This window comes from Lysinibacillus sp. FSL M8-0216, assembly GCF_038595555.1.
GTDB lineage: Bacteria > Bacillota > Bacilli > Bacillales_A > Planococcaceae > Lysinibacillus > Lysinibacillus fusiformis.
Map to the genome: position 1 here is coordinate 110,797 of NZ_CP152007.1, position 21,627 is coordinate 132,423.

At 45.0% G+C, this 21,627-nt stretch carries 10 protein-coding genes, 11 tRNA genes and 6 rRNA genes; 25 read left to right on the plus strand and 2 right to left on the minus strand.

Features of this window, described 5'->3' with window-relative positions; genetic code table 11:
* Positions 1-323: 323 nt before the first annotated feature.
* The 17 genes from MKX57_RS00550 to rrf (MKX57_RS00630) all read left to right on the plus strand — a co-directional run bounded on the left by MKX57_RS00550 (position 324) and on the right by rrf (MKX57_RS00630) (position 11,568).
* Positions 324-1,875: ribosomal RNA gene (locus tag MKX57_RS00550) — 16S ribosomal RNA — on the plus strand.
* A gap of 306 nt (positions 1,876-2,181) precedes the next feature.
* Positions 2,182-5,109: ribosomal RNA gene (locus MKX57_RS00555) — 23S ribosomal RNA — on the plus strand.
* 115 nt (positions 5,110-5,224) lie between these two features.
* Positions 5,225-5,340: ribosomal RNA gene (rrf, locus tag MKX57_RS00560) — 5S ribosomal RNA — on the plus strand.
* 10 nt (positions 5,341-5,350) lie between these two features.
* A tRNA-Val gene (locus tag MKX57_RS00565) sits at positions 5,351-5,426 on the plus strand.
* A 3-nt stretch (positions 5,427-5,429) separates the two neighbouring features.
* A tRNA-Thr gene (locus tag MKX57_RS00570) sits at positions 5,430-5,505 on the plus strand.
* Positions 5,506-5,513: 8 nt separating this feature from the next.
* Positions 5,514-5,589: transfer RNA gene (locus MKX57_RS00575), tRNA-Lys, on the plus strand.
* Between the two features lie 23 nt (positions 5,590-5,612).
* Positions 5,613-5,697 (plus strand) — tRNA-Leu (locus MKX57_RS00580).
* A 37-nt stretch (positions 5,698-5,734) separates the two neighbouring features.
* Positions 5,735-5,809, plus strand: a tRNA-Gly gene (locus MKX57_RS00585).
* Positions 5,810-5,814: 5 nt separating this feature from the next.
* Positions 5,815-5,903, plus strand: a tRNA-Leu gene (locus MKX57_RS00590).
* A gap of 8 nt (positions 5,904-5,911) precedes the next feature.
* Positions 5,912-5,988 (plus strand) — tRNA-Arg (locus MKX57_RS00595).
* 9 nt (positions 5,989-5,997) lie between these two features.
* Positions 5,998-6,074 (plus strand) — tRNA-Pro (locus MKX57_RS00600).
* A 14-nt stretch (positions 6,075-6,088) separates the two neighbouring features.
* Positions 6,089-6,164: transfer RNA gene (locus MKX57_RS00605), tRNA-Ala, on the plus strand.
* Positions 6,165-6,315: 151 nt separating this feature from the next.
* Positions 6,316-7,867 (plus strand): 16S ribosomal RNA (locus tag MKX57_RS00610).
* 93 nt (positions 7,868-7,960) lie between these two features.
* A tRNA-Ile gene (locus tag MKX57_RS00615) sits at positions 7,961-8,037 on the plus strand.
* 12 nt (positions 8,038-8,049) lie between these two features.
* Positions 8,050-8,125: transfer RNA gene (locus MKX57_RS00620), tRNA-Ala, on the plus strand.
* A gap of 213 nt (positions 8,126-8,338) precedes the next feature.
* Positions 8,339-11,266: ribosomal RNA gene (locus MKX57_RS00625) — 23S ribosomal RNA — on the plus strand.
* A gap of 186 nt (positions 11,267-11,452) precedes the next feature.
* Positions 11,453-11,568, plus strand: a 5S ribosomal RNA gene (gene rrf / locus MKX57_RS00630).
* Together the 16S, 23S and 5S rRNA genes with 11 tRNA genes alongside form the textbook arrangement of a ribosomal RNA operon.
* A gap of 91 nt (positions 11,569-11,659) precedes the next feature.
* On the opposite strand, the gene MKX57_RS00635 is transcribed toward rrf (MKX57_RS00630), so the two are convergent.
* The gene (locus MKX57_RS00635) at positions 11,660-12,331 is read right to left on the minus strand and encodes a LytTR family DNA-binding domain-containing protein (protein ID WP_089986845.1); all 672 of its coding nucleotides are present in this window, start codon (positions 12,329-12,331) and stop codon (positions 11,660-11,662) included.
* Between the two features lie 214 nt (positions 12,332-12,545).
* Between MKX57_RS00635 and aceA the strand changes: the two genes are divergently transcribed.
* Positions 12,546-13,829 carry an isocitrate lyase gene (gene aceA, locus MKX57_RS00640; protein ID WP_089986846.1) on the plus strand — a complete coding sequence of 428 codons (1,284 nt, stop codon included), beginning with the start codon at positions 12,546-12,548 and terminating at the stop codon, positions 13,827-13,829.
* 103 nt (positions 13,830-13,932) lie between these two features.
* Complete coding sequence (gene aceB / locus MKX57_RS00645) at positions 13,933-15,531, plus strand: malate synthase A (RefSeq protein WP_239355407.1); 1,599 nt, start codon at positions 13,933-13,935, stop codon at positions 15,529-15,531.
* 225 nt (positions 15,532-15,756) lie between these two features.
* On the opposite strand, the gene MKX57_RS00650 is transcribed toward aceB, so the two are convergent.
* Complete coding sequence (locus tag MKX57_RS00650; protein ID WP_089986848.1) at positions 15,757-16,422, minus strand: O-methyltransferase; 666 nt, start codon at positions 16,420-16,422, stop codon at positions 15,757-15,759.
* Between the two features lie 130 nt (positions 16,423-16,552).
* Here MKX57_RS00650 and MKX57_RS00655 point away from each other — a divergent pair, with 130 nt between their 5' ends.
* The 6 genes from MKX57_RS00655 (at position 16,553) to MKX57_RS00680 (ending at position 21,604) form a co-directional block, all read left to right on the plus strand.
* On the plus strand, positions 16,553-17,443 hold the full coding sequence (locus tag MKX57_RS00655) for a LysR family transcriptional regulator (RefSeq protein ID WP_089986849.1): 891 nt from the start codon (positions 16,553-16,555) through the stop codon (positions 17,441-17,443).
* 73 nt (positions 17,444-17,516) lie between these two features.
* Positions 17,517-17,912 (plus strand): GntR family transcriptional regulator, encoded by a 396-nt coding sequence (locus MKX57_RS00660; RefSeq protein ID WP_089986850.1) that lies wholly within the window; start codon positions 17,517-17,519, stop codon positions 17,910-17,912.
* A 4-nt stretch (positions 17,913-17,916) separates the two neighbouring features.
* Entirely contained in the window at positions 17,917-19,011 is a 1,095-nt protein-coding gene (locus tag MKX57_RS00665) for a DUF5808 domain-containing protein (protein ID WP_089986851.1), read from the plus strand.
* A gap of 73 nt (positions 19,012-19,084) precedes the next feature.
* Positions 19,085-19,756 carry a response regulator transcription factor gene (locus tag MKX57_RS00670; RefSeq protein WP_036148215.1) on the plus strand — a complete coding sequence of 224 codons (672 nt, stop codon included), beginning with the start codon at positions 19,085-19,087 and terminating at the stop codon, positions 19,754-19,756.
* Positions 19,753-21,126 (plus strand): HAMP domain-containing sensor histidine kinase, encoded by a 1,374-nt coding sequence (locus MKX57_RS00675; RefSeq protein WP_096363366.1) that lies wholly within the window; start codon positions 19,753-19,755, stop codon positions 21,124-21,126. The genes MKX57_RS00670 and MKX57_RS00675 overlap by 4 nt, the downstream gene beginning before the upstream one ends.
* Before the next feature lie 73 nt (positions 21,127-21,199).
* Positions 21,200-21,604 carry a hypothetical protein gene (locus MKX57_RS00680; protein WP_089986853.1) on the plus strand — a complete coding sequence of 135 codons (405 nt, stop codon included), beginning with the start codon at positions 21,200-21,202 and terminating at the stop codon, positions 21,602-21,604.
* The last annotated feature ends 23 nt before the right edge of the window (positions 21,605-21,627 follow it).

Genomic DNA, 21,627 nt, shown 5'->3' on the forward strand with positions numbered 1-21,627 from the left:
CGTTAAAACGACGTAAGAACAACACCATCATAAAAATTCAACAAACGAAAAAGTTGTTGACGCTGAAATGTGGTTGTGGTAAGATTTAAAAGTTGTCTCTTGTAAACGAAAAACTTTTTGAAAAAAGTTGTTGACAATGATAACTGAGTATATTATAATTTAAGAGTTGCTATCAAAAACGTAGCAACTAAATGAACCTTGAAAACTGAACAAGCAAAACGTAATCAATAAAGTTTTCAGTAGCTAGCTTAGCTAGTGAACGAAGCAAAATTTTGGACATCAAAATTGATGCCAGCAAAACAATTTGAGCTAATCAAATTTCTTTTATGGAGAGTTTGATCCTGGCTCAGGACGAACGCTGGCGGCGTGCCTAATACATGCAAGTCGAGCGAACAGAGAAGGAGCTTGCTCCTTCGACGTTAGCGGCGGACGGGTGAGTAACACGTGGGCAACCTACCTTATAGTTTGGGATAACTCCGGGAAACCGGGGCTAATACCGAATAATCTGTTTCACCTCATGGTGAAACACTGAAAGACGGTTTCGGCTGTCGCTATAGGATGGGCCCGCGGCGCATTAGCTAGTTGGTGAGGTAACGGCTCACCAAGGCGACGATGCGTAGCCGACCTGAGAGGGTGATCGGCCACACTGGGACTGAGACACGGCCCAGACTCCTACGGGAGGCAGCAGTAGGGAATCTTCCACAATGGGCGAAAGCCTGATGGAGCAACGCCGCGTGAGTGAAGAAGGATTTCGGTTCGTAAAACTCTGTTGTAAGGGAAGAACAAGTACAGTAGTAACTGGCTGTACCTTGACGGTACCTTATTAGAAAGCCACGGCTAACTACGTGCCAGCAGCCGCGGTAATACGTAGGTGGCAAGCGTTGTCCGGAATTATTGGGCGTAAAGCGCGCGCAGGTGGTTTCTTAAGTCTGATGTGAAAGCCCACGGCTCAACCGTGGAGGGTCATTGGAAACTGGGAGACTTGAGTGCAGAAGAGGATAGTGGAATTCCAAGTGTAGCGGTGAAATGCGTAGAGATTTGGAGGAACACCAGTGGCGAAGGCGACTATCTGGTCTGTAACTGACACTGAGGCGCGAAAGCGTGGGGAGCAAACAGGATTAGATACCCTGGTAGTCCACGCCGTAAACGATGAGTGCTAAGTGTTAGGGGGTTTCCGCCCCTTAGTGCTGCAGCTAACGCATTAAGCACTCCGCCTGGGGAGTACGGTCGCAAGACTGAAACTCAAAGGAATTGACGGGGGCCCGCACAAGCGGTGGAGCATGTGGTTTAATTCGAAGCAACGCGAAGAACCTTACCAGGTCTTGACATCCCGTTGACCACTGTAGAGATATAGTTTCCCCTTCGGGGGCAACGGTGACAGGTGGTGCATGGTTGTCGTCAGCTCGTGTCGTGAGATGTTGGGTTAAGTCCCGCAACGAGCGCAACCCTTGATCTTAGTTGCCATCATTTAGTTGGGCACTCTAAGGTGACTGCCGGTGACAAACCGGAGGAAGGTGGGGATGACGTCAAATCATCATGCCCCTTATGACCTGGGCTACACACGTGCTACAATGGACGATACAAACGGTTGCCAACTCGCGAGAGGGAGCTAATCCGATAAAGTCGTTCTCAGTTCGGATTGTAGGCTGCAACTCGCCTACATGAAGCCGGAATCGCTAGTAATCGCGGATCAGCATGCCGCGGTGAATACGTTCCCGGGCCTTGTACACACCGCCCGTCACACCACGAGAGTTTGTAACACCCGAAGTCGGTGAGGTAACCTTTTGGAGCCAGCCGCCGAAGGTGGGATAGATGATTGGGGTGAAGTCGTAACAAGGTAGCCGTATCGGAAGGTGCGGCTGGATCACCTCCTTTCTAAGGATATTTTCGGAATACAAACCTTGGGTTTGTAAGATTACGTTTTGCGTTCAGTTTTGAAGGTTCATTCTTCTGAATGAAATACTTCAAAACTTGTTCTTTGAAAACTGGATAAAACGACATTGAAATAGTAACAAACACATTTATTTTTTAAGTTTTTTTATAGGCTTAATAACATTAAAAGGTTTCAAGACACGAGCAGTTCTAGGAAGCAATCGAGTGAATGAAGGAGCGTACTTCAGTACGTGACTGATTGAACGAGTGAAGCTGACAACGAAATGCGATGTGTATTGAAAACTGATAGGTTAAGTTATTAAGGGCGCACGGCGAATGCCTTGGCACTAGGAGCCGAAGAAGGACGGCACTAACACCGATATGCTTCGGGGAGCTGTAAGTGAGCTTTGATCCGGAGATTTCCGAATGGGGGAACCCACTACGTTTAATCGCGTAGTATCTTGACGTGAATACATAGCGTCTTGAAGGCAGACCCAGGGAACTGAAACATCTAAGTACCTGGAGGAAGAGAAAGAAAAATCGATTCCCTGAGTAGCGGCGAGCGAAACGGGAAGAGCCCAAACCAAGAGGCTTGCCTCTTGGGGTTGTAGGACACTCAATACGGAGTTACAAAAGAGCGAGTTAGATGAAGCGACTTGGAAAGGTCCGCCAGAGCAGGTAAAAGCCCTGTAGTCGAAAGTTCGTTCCCTCCTGAGTGGATCCTGAGTACGGCGGAACACGTGAAATTCCGTCGGAATCCGGGAGGACCATCTCCCAAGGCTAAATACTACCTAGTGACCGATAGTGAACCAGTACCGTGAGGGAAAGGTGAAAAGCACCCCGGAAGGGGAGTGAAAGAGATCCTGAAACCGTGTGCCTACAAGTAGTTAGAGCCCGTTAATGGGTGATAGCGTGCCTTTTGTAGAATGAACCGGCGAGTTACGATTACGTGCGAGGTTAAGCTTTAGAAGGCGGAGCCGCAGCGAAAGCGAGTCTGAATAGGGCGAAATAGTACGTGGTCGTAGACCCGAAACCAGGTGATCTACCCATGTCCAGGGTGAAGGTAAGGTAACACTTACTGGAGGCCCGAACCCACGCACGTTGAAAAGTGCGGGGATGAGGTGTGGGTAGCGGAGAAATTCCAATCGAACTTGGAGATAGCTGGTTCTCTCCGAAATAGCTTTAGGGCTAGCCTCGTGATGAGAATACTGGAGGTAGAGCACTGTTTGGACTAGGGGGCCATCCCGGTTTACCGAATTCAGACAAACTCCGAATGCCAGATATTTATACACGGGAGTCAGACTGCGAGTGATAAGATCCGTAGTCAAAAGGGAAACAGCCCAGACCACCAGCTAAGGTCCCAAAGTAATCGTTAAGTGGAAAAGGATGTGGCGTTGCACAGACAACCAGGATGTTGGCTTAGAAGCAGCCATCATTTAAAGAGTGCGTAATAGCTCACTGGTCGAGTGACGCTGCGCCGAAAATGTATCGGGGCTAAACGATTCACCGAAGCTGTGGATTGACATCTACGATGTCAGTGGTAGGAGAGCGTTCTAAGTGCGTTGAAGTCAGACCGGAAGGACTGGTGGAGCGCTTAGAAGTGAGAATGCCGGTATGAGTAGCGAAAGACGGGTGAGAATCCCGTCCACCGTATGACTAAGGTTTCCTGAGGAAGGCTCGTCCGCTCAGGGTTAGTCGGGACCTAAGCCGAGGCCGATAGGCGTAGGCGATGGACAACAGGTTGATATTCCTGTACCACCTCCTCACCGTTTGAGAAATGGGGGGACGCAGTAGGATAGGGTAAGCGCGCTGTTGGTTATGCGCGTCCAAGCAGTAAGGCGTGTGTGTAGGCAAATCCGCACACTGTAACGTTGAGCTGTGATGGCGAGTCCGTATGGACGAAGTTCCTGATTTCACACTGCCAAGAAAAGCCTCTATCGAGGTGAGAGGTGCCCGTACCGCAAACCGACACAGGTAGTCGAGGAGAGAATCCTAAGGTGTGCGAGAGAACTCTCGTTAAGGAACTCGGCAAAATGACCCCGTAACTTCGGGAGAAGGGGTGCTCTTGAGCGTGCAAGCGCATGAGAGCCGCAGTGAATAGGCCCAGGCGACTGTTTAGCAAAAACACAGGTCTCTGCAAAACCGTAAGGTGACGTATAGGGGCTGACGCCTGCCCGGTGCTGGAAGGTTAAGAGGAGTGGTTAGCGCAAGCGAAGCTGCGAATTGAAGCCCCAGTAAACGGCGGCCGTAACTATAACGGTCCTAAGGTAGCGAAATTCCTTGTCGGGTAAGTTCCGACCCGCACGAAAGGCGTAACGATCTGGGCACTGTCTCAACGAGAGACTCGGTGAAATTATAGTACCTGTGAAGATGCAGGTTACCCGCGACAGGACGGAAAGACCCCGTGGAGCTTTACTGTAGCCTGATATTGAATTTTGGTACAACTTGTACAGGATAGGTAGGAGCCAGAGATCTCGGAGCGCCAGCTTCGAAGGAGGCGTCGGTGGGATACTACCCTGGTTGTATTGAAATTCTAACCCATGCCCCTTAGCGGGGCAGGAGACAGTGTCAGGCGGACAGTTTGACTGGGGCGGTCGCCTCCTAAAAGGTAACGGAGGCGCCCAAAGGTTCCCTCAGAATGGTTGGAAATCATTCGTAGAGTGTAAAGGCACAAGGGAGCTTGACTGCGAGACCTACAAGTCGAGCAGGGTCGAAAGACGGGCTTAGTGATCCGGTGGTTCCGCATGGAAGGGCCATCGCTCAACGGATAAAAGCTACCCCGGGGATAACAGGCTTATCTCCCCCAAGAGTCCACATCGACGGGGAGGTTTGGCACCTCGATGTCGGCTCATCGCATCCTGGGGCTGTAGTCGGTCCCAAGGGTTGGGCTGTTCGCCCATTAAAGCGGTACGCGAGCTGGGTTCAGAACGTCGTGAGACAGTTCGGTCCCTATCCGTCGTGGGCGTAGGAAATTTGAGAGGAGCTGTCCTTAGTACGAGAGGACCGGGATGGACACACCGCTGGTGTACCAGTTGTCTTGCCAAAGGCATCGCTGGGTAGCTATGTGTGGACGGGATAAGTGCTGAAAGCATCTAAGCATGAAGCCCCCCTCAAGATGAGATTTCCCATTACGCAAGTAAGTAAGATCCCTCAAAGACGATGAGGTAGATAGGTTCGAGGTGGAAGTGTGGTGACACATGGAGCTGACGAATACTAATCGATCGAGGACTTAACCAAAAAGTTTGAAACCTTCAATGAACCGTTTATCCAGTTTTGAAAGAATAAAAAAGTTTTTAAAAAACTTGCATTTTATAACTACATATGTTATAATAAATCTTGTCTTTTGAATAAGTCTAGTGATGATGGCAAAGAGGTCACACCCGTTCCCATACCGAACACGGAAGTTAAGCTCTTTAGCGCCGATGGTAGTTGGGGGATTCCCCCTGTGAGAGTAGGACGTCGCTAGGCATAATACCCAGGAGGATTAGCTCAGCTGGGAGAGCATCTGCCTTACAAGCAGAGGGTCGGCGGTTCGAGCCCGTCATCCTCCACCATTTGCCGGTTTAGCTCAGCAGGTAGAGCAACTGACTTGTAATCAGTAGGTCGTGGGTTCGATTCCTATAGCCGGCACCATTTTAGACGAGCCATTAGCTCAGTTGGTAGAGCATCTGACTTTTAATCAGAGGGTCGAAGGTTCGAGTCCTTCATGGCTCACCATTTATAAGTACCAACCATATTAAGCGGGTGTGGCGGAATTGGCAGACGCACTAGACTTAGGATCTAGCGCCGCAAGGCGTGGGGGTTCGACTCCCTTCACCCGCACCATTTTTTAAATATGCCAGATAAAAAAACTTATGCACATGCGGAAGTAGTTCAGTGGTAGAACACCACCTTGCCAAGGTGGGGGTCGCGAGTTCGAACCTCGTCTTCCGCTCCAAATGTGCCGGGGTGGCGGAACTGGCAGACGCACAGGACTTAAAATCCTGCGGTAGGTGACTACCGTACCGGTTCGATTCCGGTCCTCGGCACCATTTTATATGCGCCCGTAGCTCAATTGGATAGAGCGTCTGACTACGGATCAGAAGGTTATGGGTTCGACTCCTGTCGGGCGCGCCATAAAACGAACGGGAAGTAGCTCAGCTTGGTAGAGCACTTGGTTTGGGACCAAGGGGTCGCAGGTTCGAATCCTGTCTTCCCGACCATTTCCAAAAAACATGGGGCCTTAGCTCAGCTGGGAGAGCGCCTGCCTTGCACGCAGGAGGTCAGCGGTTCGATCCCGCTAGGCTCCACCATTCAACTTATTTAACTAAATGAACCTTGAAAACTGAACAAGCAAAACGTAATCAATAAAGTTTTCAGTAGCTAGCTTAGCTAGTGAACAAAACAAAATTTTGGACATCAATATTGATGCCAGCAAAACAATTTGAGCTAATCAAATTTCTTTTTATGGAGAGTTTGATCCTGGCTCAGGACGAACGCTGGCGGCGTGCCTAATACATGCAAGTCGAGCGAACAGAGAAGGAGCTTGCTCCTTCGACGTTAGCGGCGGACGGGTGAGTAACACGTGGGCAACCTACCTTATAGTTTGGGATAACTCCGGGAAACCGGGGCTAATACCGAATAATCTGTTTCACCTCATGGTGAAACACTGAAAGACGGTTTCGGCTGTCGCTATAGGATGGGCCCGCGGCGCATTAGCTAGTTGGTGAGGTAACGGCTCACCAAGGCGACGATGCGTAGCCGACCTGAGAGGGTGATCGGCCACACTGGGACTGAGACACGGCCCAGACTCCTACGGGAGGCAGCAGTAGGGAATCTTCCACAATGGGCGAAAGCCTGATGGAGCAACGCCGCGTGAGTGAAGAAGGATTTCGGTTCGTAAAACTCTGTTGTAAGGGAAGAACAAGTACAGTAGTAACTGGCTGTACCTTGACGGTACCTTATTAGAAAGCCACGGCTAACTACGTGCCAGCAGCCGCGGTAATACGTAGGTGGCAAGCGTTGTCCGGAATTATTGGGCGTAAAGCGCGCGCAGGTGGTTTCTTAAGTCTGATGTGAAAGCCCACGGCTCAACCGTGGAGGGTCATTGGAAACTGGGAGACTTGAGTGCAGAAGAGGATAGTGGAATTCCAAGTGTAGCGGTGAAATGCGTAGAGATTTGGAGGAACACCAGTGGCGAAGGCGACTATCTGGTCTGTAACTGACACTGAGGCGCGAAAGCGTGGGGAGCAAACAGGATTAGATACCCTGGTAGTCCACGCCGTAAACGATGAGTGCTAAGTGTTAGGGGGTTTCCGCCCCTTAGTGCTGCAGCTAACGCATTAAGCACTCCGCCTGGGGAGTACGGTCGCAAGACTGAAACTCAAAGGAATTGACGGGGGCCCGCACAAGCGGTGGAGCATGTGGTTTAATTCGAAGCAACGCGAAGAACCTTACCAGGTCTTGACATCCCGTTGACCACTGTAGAGATATAGTTTCCCCTTCGGGGGCAACGGTGACAGGTGGTGCATGGTTGTCGTCAGCTCGTGTCGTGAGATGTTGGGTTAAGTCCCGCAACGAGCGCAACCCTTGATCTTAGTTGCCATCATTTAGTTGGGCACTCTAAGGTGACTGCCGGTGACAAACCGGAGGAAGGTGGGGATGACGTCAAATCATCATGCCCCTTATGACCTGGGCTACACACGTGCTACAATGGACGATACAAACGGTTGCCAACTCGCGAGAGGGAGCTAATCCGATAAAGTCGTTCTCAGTTCGGATTGTAGGCTGCAACTCGCCTACATGAAGCCGGAATCGCTAGTAATCGCGGATCAGCATGCCGCGGTGAATACGTTCCCGGGCCTTGTACACACCGCCCGTCACACCACGAGAGTTTGTAACACCCGAAGTCGGTGAGGTAACCTTTTGGAGCCAGCCGCCGAAGGTGGGATAGATGATTGGGGTGAAGTCGTAACAAGGTAGCCGTATCGGAAGGTGCGGCTGGATCACCTCCTTTCTAAGGATATTTTCGGAATACAAACCTTGGGTTTGTAAGATTACGTTTTGCGTTCAGTTTTGAAGGTTTATTAATAATATAAAACTTCCAAGAGGGCCTATAGCTCAGCTGGTTAGAGCGCACGCCTGATAAGCGTGAGGTCGATGGTTCGAGTCCATTTAGGCCCACCATATATACCTCTTGGGGCCTTAGCTCAGCTGGGAGAGCGCCTGCCTTGCACGCAGGAGGTCAGCGGTTCGATCCCGCTAGGCTCCACCAAACTTGTTCTTTGAAAACTGGATAAAACGACATTGAAATAGTAACAAACACATTTATTTTTTAAGTTTTTTTATAGGCTTAATAACATTAAAAGGTTTCAAGACACGAGCAGTTCTAGGAAGCAATCGAGTGAATGAAGGAGCGTACTTCAGTACGTGACTGATTGAACGAGTGAAGCTGACAACGAAATGCGATGTGTATTGAAAACTGATAGGTTAAGTTATTAAGGGCGCACGGCGAATGCCTTGGCACTAGGAGCCGAAGAAGGACGGCACTAACACCGATATGCTTCGGGGAGCTGTAAGTGAGCTTTGATCCGGAGATTTCCGAATGGGGGAACCCACTACGTTTAATCGCGTAGTATCTTGACGTGAATACATAGCGTCTTGAAGGCAGACCCAGGGAACTGAAACATCTAAGTACCTGGAGGAAGAGAAAGAAAAATCGATTCCCTGAGTAGCGGCGAGCGAAACGGGAAGAGCCCAAACCAAGAGGCTTGCCTCTTGGGGTTGTAGGACACTCAATACGGAGTTACAAAAGAGCGAGTTAGATGAAGCGACTTGGAAAGGTCCGCCAGAGCAGGTAAAAGCCCTGTAGTCGAAAGTTCGTTCCCTCCTGAGTGGATCCTGAGTACGGCGGAACACGTGAAATTCCGTCGGAATCCGGGAGGACCATCTCCCAAGGCTAAATACTACCTAGTGACCGATAGTGAACCAGTACCGTGAGGGAAAGGTGAAAAGCACCCCGGAAGGGGAGTGAAAGAGATCCTGAAACCGTGTGCCTACAAGTAGTTAGAGCCCGTTAATGGGTGATAGCGTGCCTTTTGTAGAATGAACCGGCGAGTTACGATTACGTGCGAGGTTAAGCTTTAGAAGGCGGAGCCGCAGCGAAAGCGAGTCTGAATAGGGCGAAATAGTACGTGGTCGTAGACCCGAAACCAGGTGATCTACCCATGTCCAGGGTGAAGGTAAGGTAACACTTACTGGAGGCCCGAACCCACGCACGTTGAAAAGTGCGGGGATGAGGTGTGGGTAGCGGAGAAATTCCAATCGAACTTGGAGATAGCTGGTTCTCTCCGAAATAGCTTTAGGGCTAGCCTCGTGATGAGAATACTGGAGGTAGAGCACTGTTTGGACTAGGGGGCCATCCCGGTTTACCGAATTCAGACAAACTCCGAATGCCAGATATTTATACACGGGAGTCAGACTGCGAGTGATAAGATCCGTAGTCAAAAGGGAAACAGCCCAGACCACCAGCTAAGGTCCCAAAGTAATCGTTAAGTGGAAAAGGATGTGGCGTTGCACAGACAACCAGGATGTTGGCTTAGAAGCAGCCATCATTTAAAGAGTGCGTAATAGCTCACTGGTCGAGTGACGCTGCGCCGAAAATGTATCGGGGCTAAACGATTCACCGAAGCTGTGGATTGACATCTACGATGTCAGTGGTAGGAGAGCGTTCTAAGTGCGTTGAAGTCAGACCGGAAGGACTGGTGGAGCGCTTAGAAGTGAGAATGCCGGTATGAGTAGCGAAAGACGGGTGAGAATCCCGTCCACCGTATGACTAAGGTTTCCTGAGGAAGGCTCGTCCGCTCAGGGTTAGTCGGGACCTAAGCCGAGGCCGATAGGCGTAGGCGATGGACAACAGGTTGATATTCCTGTACCACCTCCTCACCGTTTGAGAAATGGGGGGACGCAGTAGGATAGGGTAAGCGCGCTGTTGGTTATGCGCGTCCAAGCAGTAAGGCGTGTGTGTAGGCAAATCCGCACACTGTAACGTTGAGCTGTGATGGCGAGTCCGTATGGACGAAGTTCCTGATTTCACACTGCCAAGAAAAGCCTCTATCGAGGTGAGAGGTGCCCGTACCGCAAACCGACACAGGTAGTCGAGGAGAGAATCCTAAGGTGTGCGAGAGAACTCTCGTTAAGGAACTCGGCAAAATGACCCCGTAACTTCGGGAGAAGGGGTGCTCTTGAGCGTGCAAGCGCATGAGAGCCGCAGTGAATAGGCCCAGGCGACTGTTTAGCAAAAACACAGGTCTCTGCAAAACCGTAAGGTGACGTATAGGGGCTGACGCCTGCCCGGTGCTGGAAGGTTAAGAGGAGTGGTTAGCGCAAGCGAAGCTGCGAATTGAAGCCCCAGTAAACGGCGGCCGTAACTATAACGGTCCTAAGGTAGCGAAATTCCTTGTCGGGTAAGTTCCGACCCGCACGAAAGGCGTAACGATCTGGGCACTGTCTCAACGAGAGACTCGGTGAAATTATAGTACCTGTGAAGATGCAGGTTACCCGCGACAGGACGGAAAGACCCCGTGGAGCTTTACTGTAGCCTGATATTGAATTTTGGTACAACTTGTACAGGATAGGTAGGAGCCAGAGATCTCGGAGCGCCAGCTTCGAAGGAGGCGTCGGTGGGATACTACCCTGGTTGTATTGAAATTCTAACCCATGCCCCTTAGCGGGGCAGGAGACAGTGTCAGGCGGACAGTTTGACTGGGGCGGTCGCCTCCTAAAAGGTAACGGAGGCGCCCAAAGGTTCCCTCAGAATGGTTGGAAATCATTCGTAGAGTGTAAAGGCACAAGGGAGCTTGACTGCGAGACCTACAAGTCGAGCAGGGTCGAAAGACGGGCTTAGTGATCCGGTGGTTCCGCATGGAAGGGCCATCGCTCAACGGATAAAAGCTACCCCGGGGATAACAGGCTTATCTCCCCCAAGAGTCCACATCGACGGGGAGGTTTGGCACCTCGATGTCGGCTCATCGCATCCTGGGGCTGTAGTCGGTCCCAAGGGTTGGGCTGTTCGCCCATTAAAGCGGTACGCGAGCTGGGTTCAGAACGTCGTGAGACAGTTCGGTCCCTATCCGTCGTGGGCGTAGGAAATTTGAGAGGAGCTGTCCTTAGTACGAGAGGACCGGGATGGACACACCGCTGGTGTACCAGTTGTCTTGCCAAAGGCATCGCTGGGTAGCTATGTGTGGACGGGATAAGTGCTGAAAGCATCTAAGCATGAAGCCCCCCTCAAGATGAGATTTCCCATTACGCAAGTAAGTAAGATCCCTCAAAGACGATGAGGTAGATAGGTTCGAGGTGGAAGTGTGGTGACACATGGAGCTGACGAATACTAATCGATCGAGGACTTAACCAAAAAGTTTGAAACCTTCAATGAACCGTTTATCCAGTTTTGAAAGAATAATTTCTTTTATGAAGGGTTTCAAGATACGAGTAGTTCGAGGAAGCAATGGAGAGAGGGAAGGAGCGTACTCAAGTACGTGACTGACTGAACGACAGCAGCTGACGAAGAAATGCGATGTATATTGAAAGCCGACTATAGTCTAGTGATGATGGCAAAGAGGTCACACCCGTTCCCATACCGAACACGGAAGTTAAGCTCTTTAGCGCCGATGGTAGTTGGGGGCTTCCCCCTGTGAGAGTAGGACGTCGCTAGGCACTAGAAAGACCAGAGAATCTTTTCTCTGGTCTTTTTTCGTTTTCAACAGAAAAAATTAAAGCTGTCTCTGGAATAAGACAGCTAATATATTTAAAACTTAAGCGCACTTCTCAAGTTATTGATATATGATTGACTCACTGGTAATTCACTACCATCCATTAATGTAATAATAAAGTTTGATGTCAAATCACGCGCCATTTTTTTTATAAAATAAATATTTACGATATAGGATCTATGAATACGAATAAAGTATGATGGTAATCTTATTTCAAGTTCTTTAAGGGTGATGCTCGTTTTAAATTGTTCGCGCTCTACATAAAACCATGTCTTTTTTTGAAGACTTTCAATATGCGATACTTTATTAATGGCTACAGGATTCCATTCTTCATCTTGTTTTCCTGTTATAAACTCAAATGGTTCTGTCTTTTTAGTAGTGAAAGTAGATGGCAGTATGACTACTAGAGCTGCTGGTTCATCCTGAATGAGTATCGGATAGCCGATACCGTAAAAGGGTGTATCGCATGACAAATTATCTAAAATTGTTTCTGTTTTTTTCTGTGTGCGCAATACTTGATCGGCAATACTTCCAGGTAACACTTGTTGACCCATTTCTAAATGGATACTCGGATGCCCTGGTTGAATAAAGATATAAGAATTATTAACGGCAATTGCAATGGATGAATCAGTAGGAATCCAATCGCTCAACATTGAAATATATTGTTCTGAAATATCTTTTGCACATGATTTTAACTCATTGTTCATTGTGAATATCCCCCTTGTTTGTAAATAACCATCCAAATTTCGTCGCAAAAAAGAATAGCTTTGTCATGAAAATCTGGTCTTTTATCAAAAAATAGTGAAAATTCAAATACTCTGTTATATATTAATTTACAACAAATAAACCTGTTATGGAACAGTGATTTAAAAGTTTTTTAACAGAGTATATTGTACACAAAGGGGAAGGTGGAATTTCAATATGTCAACTCGTCAAGAAAGAATCGGAGCTTTAGAGAAACAATGGGCTGAAAACCCTCGCTGGGCTGGTATTGAACGCACATATTCGGCTGAGGAGGTTATTAAACTACAAGGTACTGTAGTAATTGAACAAACTTTGGCAAAAAAAGGTGCTACTCGACTATGGAATTCATTACATGAGGAGCCGTTTATTAATGCATTGGGGGCATTAACGGGGAATCAGGCGGTACAGCAAGTTAAAGCTGGACTCAAAGCTATCTATCTATCAGGCTGGCAAGTAGCTGCGGATGCAAACCTTTCGGGTCAAATGTATCCAGATCAATCACTATACCCAGCCAATTCTGTACCAGCAGTAGTTAAACGAATTAATCAAGCACTTCAACGTGCAGATCAAATTGATCATGCTGAAGGACGTGTCGATCAATTTGACTGGTTTGCTCCAATTGTAGCAGATGCAGAGGCAGGTTTCGGAGGACCTCTTAATGTATTTGAGCTTGTTAAAGGCATGGTGGAAGCAGGGGCAGCTGGTGTTCACCTTGAAGATCAGTTAGCTTCAGAGAAGAAATGTGGACATCTAGGCGGTAAAGTTTTACTTCCAACACAAAACGCTGTTCGTAATTTAGTAGCTGCGAGATTAGCAGCTGACGTTATGGGTGTTGATACAATTCTTATCGCTCGTACAGATGCTGATGCTGCAGATATGGTTACTTCAGATATCGACCCACGTGATGCAGAGTTTATTACTGGTGAACGTACTCCTGAAGGTTTCTTCCGTACAAAGGCAGGCATCAAACAAGCAATTGCTCGTGGCTTAGCTTACGCACCATACGCTGATTTAATTTGGTGTGAAACTTCTAAACCATCTCTTGAGGAAGCTCGTGAATTTGCAGAAGCTATTCATGCGGAATTCCCAGGTAAAATGCTTGCATACAACTGCTCACCTTCATTTAACTGGAAAGCAAATCTTTCAGAAGAGGAAATTGCAGAGTATCAGCGTGAGCTTGGTAAGCTAGGTTATAAATTCCAGTTTGTTACTTTAGCAGGATTCCATGCATTAAACCACTCTATGTTTGAGTTGGCACATGATTATAAAGATAATGGTATGGCTGCATATTCTAAGCTACAGCAAGCTGAGTTTGCTTCCGAATCTAAAGGCTATACAGCGACACGCCATCAACGCGAGGTAGGTACTGGATACTTTGATGAAATTTCTCAAGTTATTTCAGGTGGTACTTCTTCAACAACGGCAATGGCTGGATCGACAGAAACTGAACAGTTCGTATAAAAAATGCGTGTTTTCCTAAATTCATAATCATAGAGTAGTCTCCTCCGCTCCTCCTAAAGCGGAGGAAGACAAAACTAAAATCGCAAAGGAGGGTAAACAACTAATGAAACAAGCAACGACAGGTAAGCTTAAAATTGTTGGAGAACAAAATGAGCATACAAATGAAATTTTAACGCCTGAAGCTCTTGAGTTTGTTCTTGCCCTGCACGAGAAATTTGATGCTCGCCGTAAAGAGTTATTGAATGCTCGTCAGAAACGCCAAAAGCGTCTAGATGCGGGAGAGAAGCTAGATTTCTTACCTGGAACAAAGCATATTCGTGAAGGTGATTGGTCAATTGCACCTCTTCCACAAGATTTGCAGGATCGGCGTGTTGAAATTACAGGGCCGGTTGACCGTAAAATGGTTATTAATGCTTTAAACTCTGGAGCAAAGATGTTTATGGCTTGCTTTGAGGATGCTTCTTCTCCAACATGGGAAAATATGATTGGTGGTCAAATTAATATGCGTGATGCTATTAATAAGACGATTGAGTTTACACAAGCATCTAATGGAAAAACGTATAAACTAAATGCTGAAACAGCCGTGTTACTAGTTCGTCCTAGAGGCTTACACCTGCTTGAAAAGCATGTACTTGTTCATGATGAACCGATTTCTGGAAGTTTCTTCGACTTTGGTTTGTATCTATTCCATAATGCAAAAAATGCACTGGCAAAAGGAACGGGGCCGTACTTTTATCTACCGAAGCTTGAAAGCCATTTAGAGGCTCGTCTATGGAATGATATCTTTGTATTTGCCCAAGATTATATTGGCATTCCACAGGGCACTATAAAAGCTACTGTATTGATCGAAACCATTTTGGCGGCATTTGAAATGGATGAAATTTTATATGAGCTACGTGAACATTCAGCTGGTCTGAATTGTGGACGTTGGGACTATATTTTTAGTTATATTAAACGCCTTCGTAATCAAGCGGATGTTATTTTACCAGACCGAGGTCAAGTTACAATGACCGTCCCATTCATGAAGGCTTATACATCTTTATGTATTCAAACTTGTCATAAGCGGAACGCACCTGCAATGGGTGGGATGGCTGCACAAATTCCTGTTAAAAATGATGATGAAGCGAATGCGGTGGCATTTGCAAAGGTTGCTGAAGATAAGCGACGTGAAGCAACAGAGGGGCATGATGGTACTTGGGTAGCGCACCCAGGTATGGTGGCAACAGCATTGGAGCAATTTGATGCCATTATGACGACCCCCAACCAAATTCATAAAAAGCGTGAGGATGTACAAGTTACTGCAGATGATTTAGTAGCTGTACCTGAGGGCACAATTACCCTTGAGGGACTTCGTGTTAACTGTAGTGTTGGTGTACAATATATTGCTTCATGGCTTCGTGGTAATGGTGCTGCACCAATTAATAATTTAATGGAGGATGCTGCGACAGCAGAAATCTCTCGTACACAAGTGTGGCAGTGGGTTCGACATCCAAAAGGTATTTTAGATGATGGGCGCGGCATTACTTTAGCGTTTGTCCTTGAAATTCTGGAAGAAGAGCTTGTCAAAATTAAAGAGGTTGTTGGGGAACAAGCCTATAACAGTGGTCGCTTTGAAGAAGCCGCTGAACTGTTTAAATCCTTAATTGAGCAAGATGAATTCGCGGAATTCTTGACACTTCCAGGCTATGAAAAATTAGCGTAAATGAAAATCCACTAAAAACATATTCAGCTTTCCTACAAAGTAAAATATGACGGGGTCTGTTCCTCCGTTACTAGTGAGATGAGCACAATTGTATTAAAGGGGTCTACTTATAAAAGTAATTTAGAGGAAAAAGATGTCCTACGAGCTTAGATGGGGAGCTTATAAGACATCTTTTTTAATTAATCCGCGTAACTGTTTTTCCAGGCTACGCGGATTTTTTCTATATTAATTGACTATGGCCAGGACAAAGCCATCATAGCCTTTGACGCCAACCGTTTGTATTGCTGTTGCTTCAATACGGGGCTCCTCTTTTAGCAGATCTATAAATTGCTGTACGCCGCTAACACGTTCGTCCATACTATTTATATCTGTGATAGCACCATTCCGCACTACATTATCCGCAATAATAACAGCACCTGAATTCGCTAGCTTTACTGCCCACTTTAAATATTCAGGATTATTGGGCTTATCTGCATCAATAAAAATGACATCAAAAAAATGTCCCCTTTTTTTCAAGTCTGGCAATGTATCCAACGCTGGACCGACGATAATTTCAATCTTTTCCTCTAAGCCTGCATGTCGTATATTTTTACGAGCGACAGAGGCATAGTCTTCATTAATTTCTAAAGTCACCACTTTCCCTTCTTTTGAAAGAGCTTGAGCTAAGCATATACTGCTATACCCACCAAGTGTGCCAATCTCTAATACATTAACGGCTCCTTTCAATTTAGTTAGTAAATACAAAAATCTCCCTTGAGTTGGGGATACATCAATTTCAGGTATACCTGCAGCTTTATTTGCCAGTAGTGCAGCGGTAAGACAGCTGTTATCTGGTAGAAGTTTATCCGTAAAATAATTGTCTACATTATGCCAAACATTTAACTCTGTCATCGTACAGCCCTCATTTCTATGTCATTTAAAAAGTGCAAGCTTGCATTTAGAGTGTATGATAAAATGAATCATAAAAAAAATATATTATAATTATTCATATATAACTAAATGTTATGGATAGGAGAAAATGATGAATATTCATGGCTTAAAATTGTTTTATCACGTTGCTACTACTGGTAGTTTCACAAAAGCGGCAGAATTATTATGTATAAGCCAGCCTGCTGTTTCGAGCCAAATTAAACGATTTGAGCATGAATTAGGCGTACAACTTTTTAAGCAGCAGGGGCGAGGGGTCGTACTTACCGAGTTTGGCATAGCTCTAACGGAGAAGGCTCAACATTTGATGGCCCTTGAACAGCATATAGAAACATTTGTAGAAGAGTATCGCCTTGCCAAAGCAGGGGATTTACATATAGTATCTACTTATCTACCAGCCAATTTTTTAATTCCTAAATGGGCAGCTACTTTTAAGGCAGCCAATGAACATGTAAATTTAATGATTACAACTACCAATACAAAGGATGCCTTTGAGCAACTAATACACTATAAAGCCGACATTGCCATTTATGGCGGAGGAATTTCTGAGAGACCTAAAGAAATATGGTGGGAGGAATTATATGAGGATGAACTATGGTTTGTGGTGTCACCCCATCATAGGTATGCTCATCAAACTATTACATTAATTGAAATGTTTCAGGAGCCATTTATTATGAGAGAGAAAGGGAGCTCGATGAGAGAGCATCTATTTTCCTTATGTCAAACGTACCAAGTAGAGCCACCAAAAATTGCGTTACAATTTAATGGGATCAATGAAACCATACGTTCTGTTATAGCGGGATATGGAGCCAATTTTATTTCATCCCTGGCAGTTAGGGAATATGTCGAGAGTGGGCAATTGGCAAGGGTCTATATAAAAGATATACATCCCGTTAAACATAAAATTTCCATTTGTACGAGAAAAAAAGAAAAGCAAAATTTGCTGGTGCAAAATTTTATCGAGACGATTAAGCGCTCACTATAAATAGTTTGTCCTTCATGTACATTTGAAAAATATTTGTTATACTAAACATATAACAAATATGGAGCTGATAAACATGTTTATTCAAATAGAGCCGCAATCTGACGTTCCCATCTATGAGCAGGTGACACGTCAAATCATTGAAGGGATAGCAAGAGGAGATATGAAGCAAGGAGAGACCTTGCCATCTGTTCGGAGTTTAGCTGCTGATTTAGGCGTTAATATGCATACTGTAAATAAAAGCTATCATGAATTAGAGGCTAAAGGCATAATAGCTATACGCGCGAAATCGGGAGCCATTATATGTTCAACAGAGGAGAAGGCTTTGACGCCAGAACAATTACGACAAATTGAAAAGAATTTAAAGCCTGTTGTGGCAGAAGGTATGGTGCTCGGCGCAACAGTAGAACAAATTGAGCACATGATGAAAAAGGTGTTCGCAGACTTGCATATTCCAGCAGAGGGAGTGTAGCAATATGCTACTTGGTGTTTTTATATCTATTTACATCATGACATTAGTTTTACAAATAATCGTTCCTTTTATCGTACGTGAGACCATTGTTTTTGGGGTCACTGTGCCAGATCAAAATATTAAGCATCCTGCCCTAGCTAATGTGAAAAAACGTTACGCCCAAATAGTCGGAGGCACTGGCGTGGTGTTTTTAATTGTTATGATTATTAGTTACAACTTGCTTACTTCTGAATCCATTCAAGGAATGTTTTTACTCGGTTGTTTATGGAGCATGCTTACAGTGAGTATGGGGCTATACTGGGTATATCACCAAAAGATATCAGCCTTAAAAAGGCAGGAGCAGTGGGGCGTAAATCTTAAACAGGTACGTGCAGTCGATCTCACAGCACGAAGCCGTGATGAGATGCTTCCTTGGTCATTCTTTGCTGTGCCCTTAGTGATATCAGGATTTTTAATTATTTATACAATCCTTCATTACGATCAAATGCCAGCTAATATAGCTGTACATTGGGGACCAAGTGGAGAGGCAGATGCTTGGAAAAGCAAGACGTATTTAACGGCCATTTCATTGCCTCTTGTTATGCTTATGATGCAATTCATGATGTGGGGCATTACTGATTCGATAAAGCGTTCTGCCATCAAAATAGCGGTAAATCGCAAGGAGGAATCACTAGAGGATCAGCTAAAAACTCGAAAATTTATGAGCTGGCAAATTTTATTAGTAAGCTATGCTATAACAGTGTTATTAACGGTGCTACAACTTAGTAATATTTATCCTTCCATGACTGTAGGCTATAAGCTATTACCGCTATTTGTTTTATTTTTAGCTGTTGTAGTCGGTTCTCTTTTAATTTATGTTGTGAAAAAGCGCAAATATAGAGTTCGCTATGAAAAAAATATTGATTCACAGGTCATGGATGTGGATGAAGATCGTTATTGGAAGGGCGGTTTAATTTATATGAATCGTCAGGATCCTTCTGTTTTTGTAGAGAAACGTTTTGGGGTAGGGTGGACGATGAACCTTGCCAATCCAAGAGGATATATTGTCATTGGGTTACCTTTTCTCTTATTGCTGTTGATTTCTATATTTTCGTTATAAAATAATAAGGATCTATGATGAAAAATTCGTTCCAAGTGAGCGAATTTTTTTCATATTGACTGGAGGTAAGCAGATGAAAATTCTTGTTGTCGATGACGATGTGCATATTTTACAGCTAGTAAATATTTATTTAACAAAAGAGGGCTATCAAGTGTTACGTGCGGAAAATGCTCAGCAGGCACTAGCATTACTTAACGGAAATCTACCCGATTTAGCAGTCGTAGATGTGATGATGCCAGGGATGGATGGATTCACACTGACCGAGACTTTAACACAAGATTACGATATTCCTGTTTTATTATTAACAGCAAAGGGTGAGCTTGAAGATAAAGAGCGAGGCTTTTTAGCCGGCTCAGATGATTATGTTGTGAAGCCCTTTGAGCCAAAGGAATTATTATTTCGTATAGCCGCTATCTTGCGTAGATTGGATAAGAAAAATCAAATAACCATCCAAGTGGGCCATCTAGTAATCGATCGTCGTAGCTTCGAGGTTATTATTGGAGAAGAGACACTTATCTTACCTTTAAAGGAATTTGAATTGCTGGCGTTATTGGCATCACGCCCTAACCAGGTATTTACAAGGAGCTATATAATGGAGCAAGTATGGGGCTATGACTATGATGGGGACGAGCAAACATTGAATACGCATGTGAAGCGGGTTCGAGAAAGATTAAATCGTTTTGATACGGCTGTTGAAATCATCACGGTACGAGGCGTTGGCTATAAGCTAGAGGCAACGTCATGAAGACTTTATATAGTAAATTTGTAATGACCACATTGCTAGTGATGATAGGGAGCTTGTGTATTGGTTTTTTAGCGACGAATACATATTATCATCAAGTCGTAAAAGAAAAAAACGATACAAAAAACGTTGTCATCGCACAGGGGATTGCGCAATATATTGAGACTGCTAAGCCCGAGGATTTAAATAATTATTTCATGACACTTGGCGAAATTGGCTATCAAATATATGTAACCACTGGCGAGGAAGGGCACTTTTTTGGTGGCGATTATCGGGATAAGACTTTGTCTGAATCCGTTGTAAAGCATGTTTTAAATGGTGAGGTCTATCATGGTATGCGAGATTTTCCAAAAGAAACGTTTGTAACAGGCTTTTTTGCTAATGAGTTAATTAATACAATTGGTGTGCCATTTACGTATGAAAATAAGTCCTATGCATTGTTCGTAAGACCGGATATTCGCTTATTGTTTTCGGAGGTACATACATTGCTTGGTGGATTAATGCTCGTCATGATAGTGCTCAGTTTACTGGCCATGCTACTATTTGCTAAGGCACTAATTCGTCCCATTACAAAGCTAACAGCGGCAACTCAACAGCTTGCACATGAAAAGTTTGATACCGTTTTGGACATTGACCGTAATGATGAATTAGGCCAATTAGCTACTAGTTTTAATATAATGACAGAAAAATTACAGGAGAATGATCGCGTGCGAAAGGAATTTATAAGTAATGTATCGCATGATTTTCAATCCCCTTTATTAAATATTCAAGGATATGTTGACTTACTAAAAAATCCTTTGCTGAAGGAAAAGGAAAGACGGGAGTACGCAGCCATTATCGAATTGGAAACAAAACGCTTATCAACTTTAACGAAGCAGTTATTGTTATTAACATCGCTTGATCAATCGACACGAATAATCAAACGTGAGCGTTACCGATTAGATGAACAGCTAAAGGAAAGCGTACGAAAATATCGCTGGCAAATGGAAGAGGCTCAGCTCCAAATCACTTACAAAATGGAGCAAGTTATTTTTAATGGAGATGCAGGGCTTCTACAAAATGTGTGGGACAACTTGCTGACAAATGCGATTAAGTACAATGTGGAGGGAGGTCAAATACATCTAGATTTACAGCAAAAACCTGCTTCGCTTGCAATCCTTGTTGAGGATAATGGAATAGGTATGACTGCAGATCAATTAGCAAAAGTTTATGACCGTTTTTATCGAGCAGACACTTCTAGAACGAAGCAAGGGACTGGATTGGGGCTAGCAATCGTCAAGCAAATCGTAGAGCTACATGGAGGCACTGTCCATATAGAAAGCGCAGTTAATGCGGGGACAAAGGTATATATAAATCTCCCCATTTTGTCATGAGGAGTTCATGTAAAGTTCATGTTCTCCCGATAGACTGCTACTTAGTTGAAACAAACTAAGGGGGAGTTTTCGTATGGAACAGAAGTGGAGCATACGCCTTATTCGTTTGGCTGCCATTTTTGCTTTAATCGGAACCTATCTAGGTTCACATATGTCCGGTTCAGGTAGCTACGAATATAGACCGATACATGCACATATTTTACTTGTTGGTTGGCTGAGTATGTTTGCATGGGGTATTTTTTATAGAGCTTTTAAAGTCAAATCACAAAAAATAGTGAATATACATGGTTGGACAGCTATTCTTGGTGTTTTTGGCTTAACATTAGGGATGTGGTTTTACAATATCAATCCATTTAATTTTGGCAGCACATTTACTTTAGTGTTCTTTATTGTAGGTGGAACTACGTTATTAATTAGCTTTGCTTTATTCATTGTAGTAACATTTATGATTAAACAACAAGAAGATATGAAAAATTAGCAAAACCTACCGTGTTACATAAG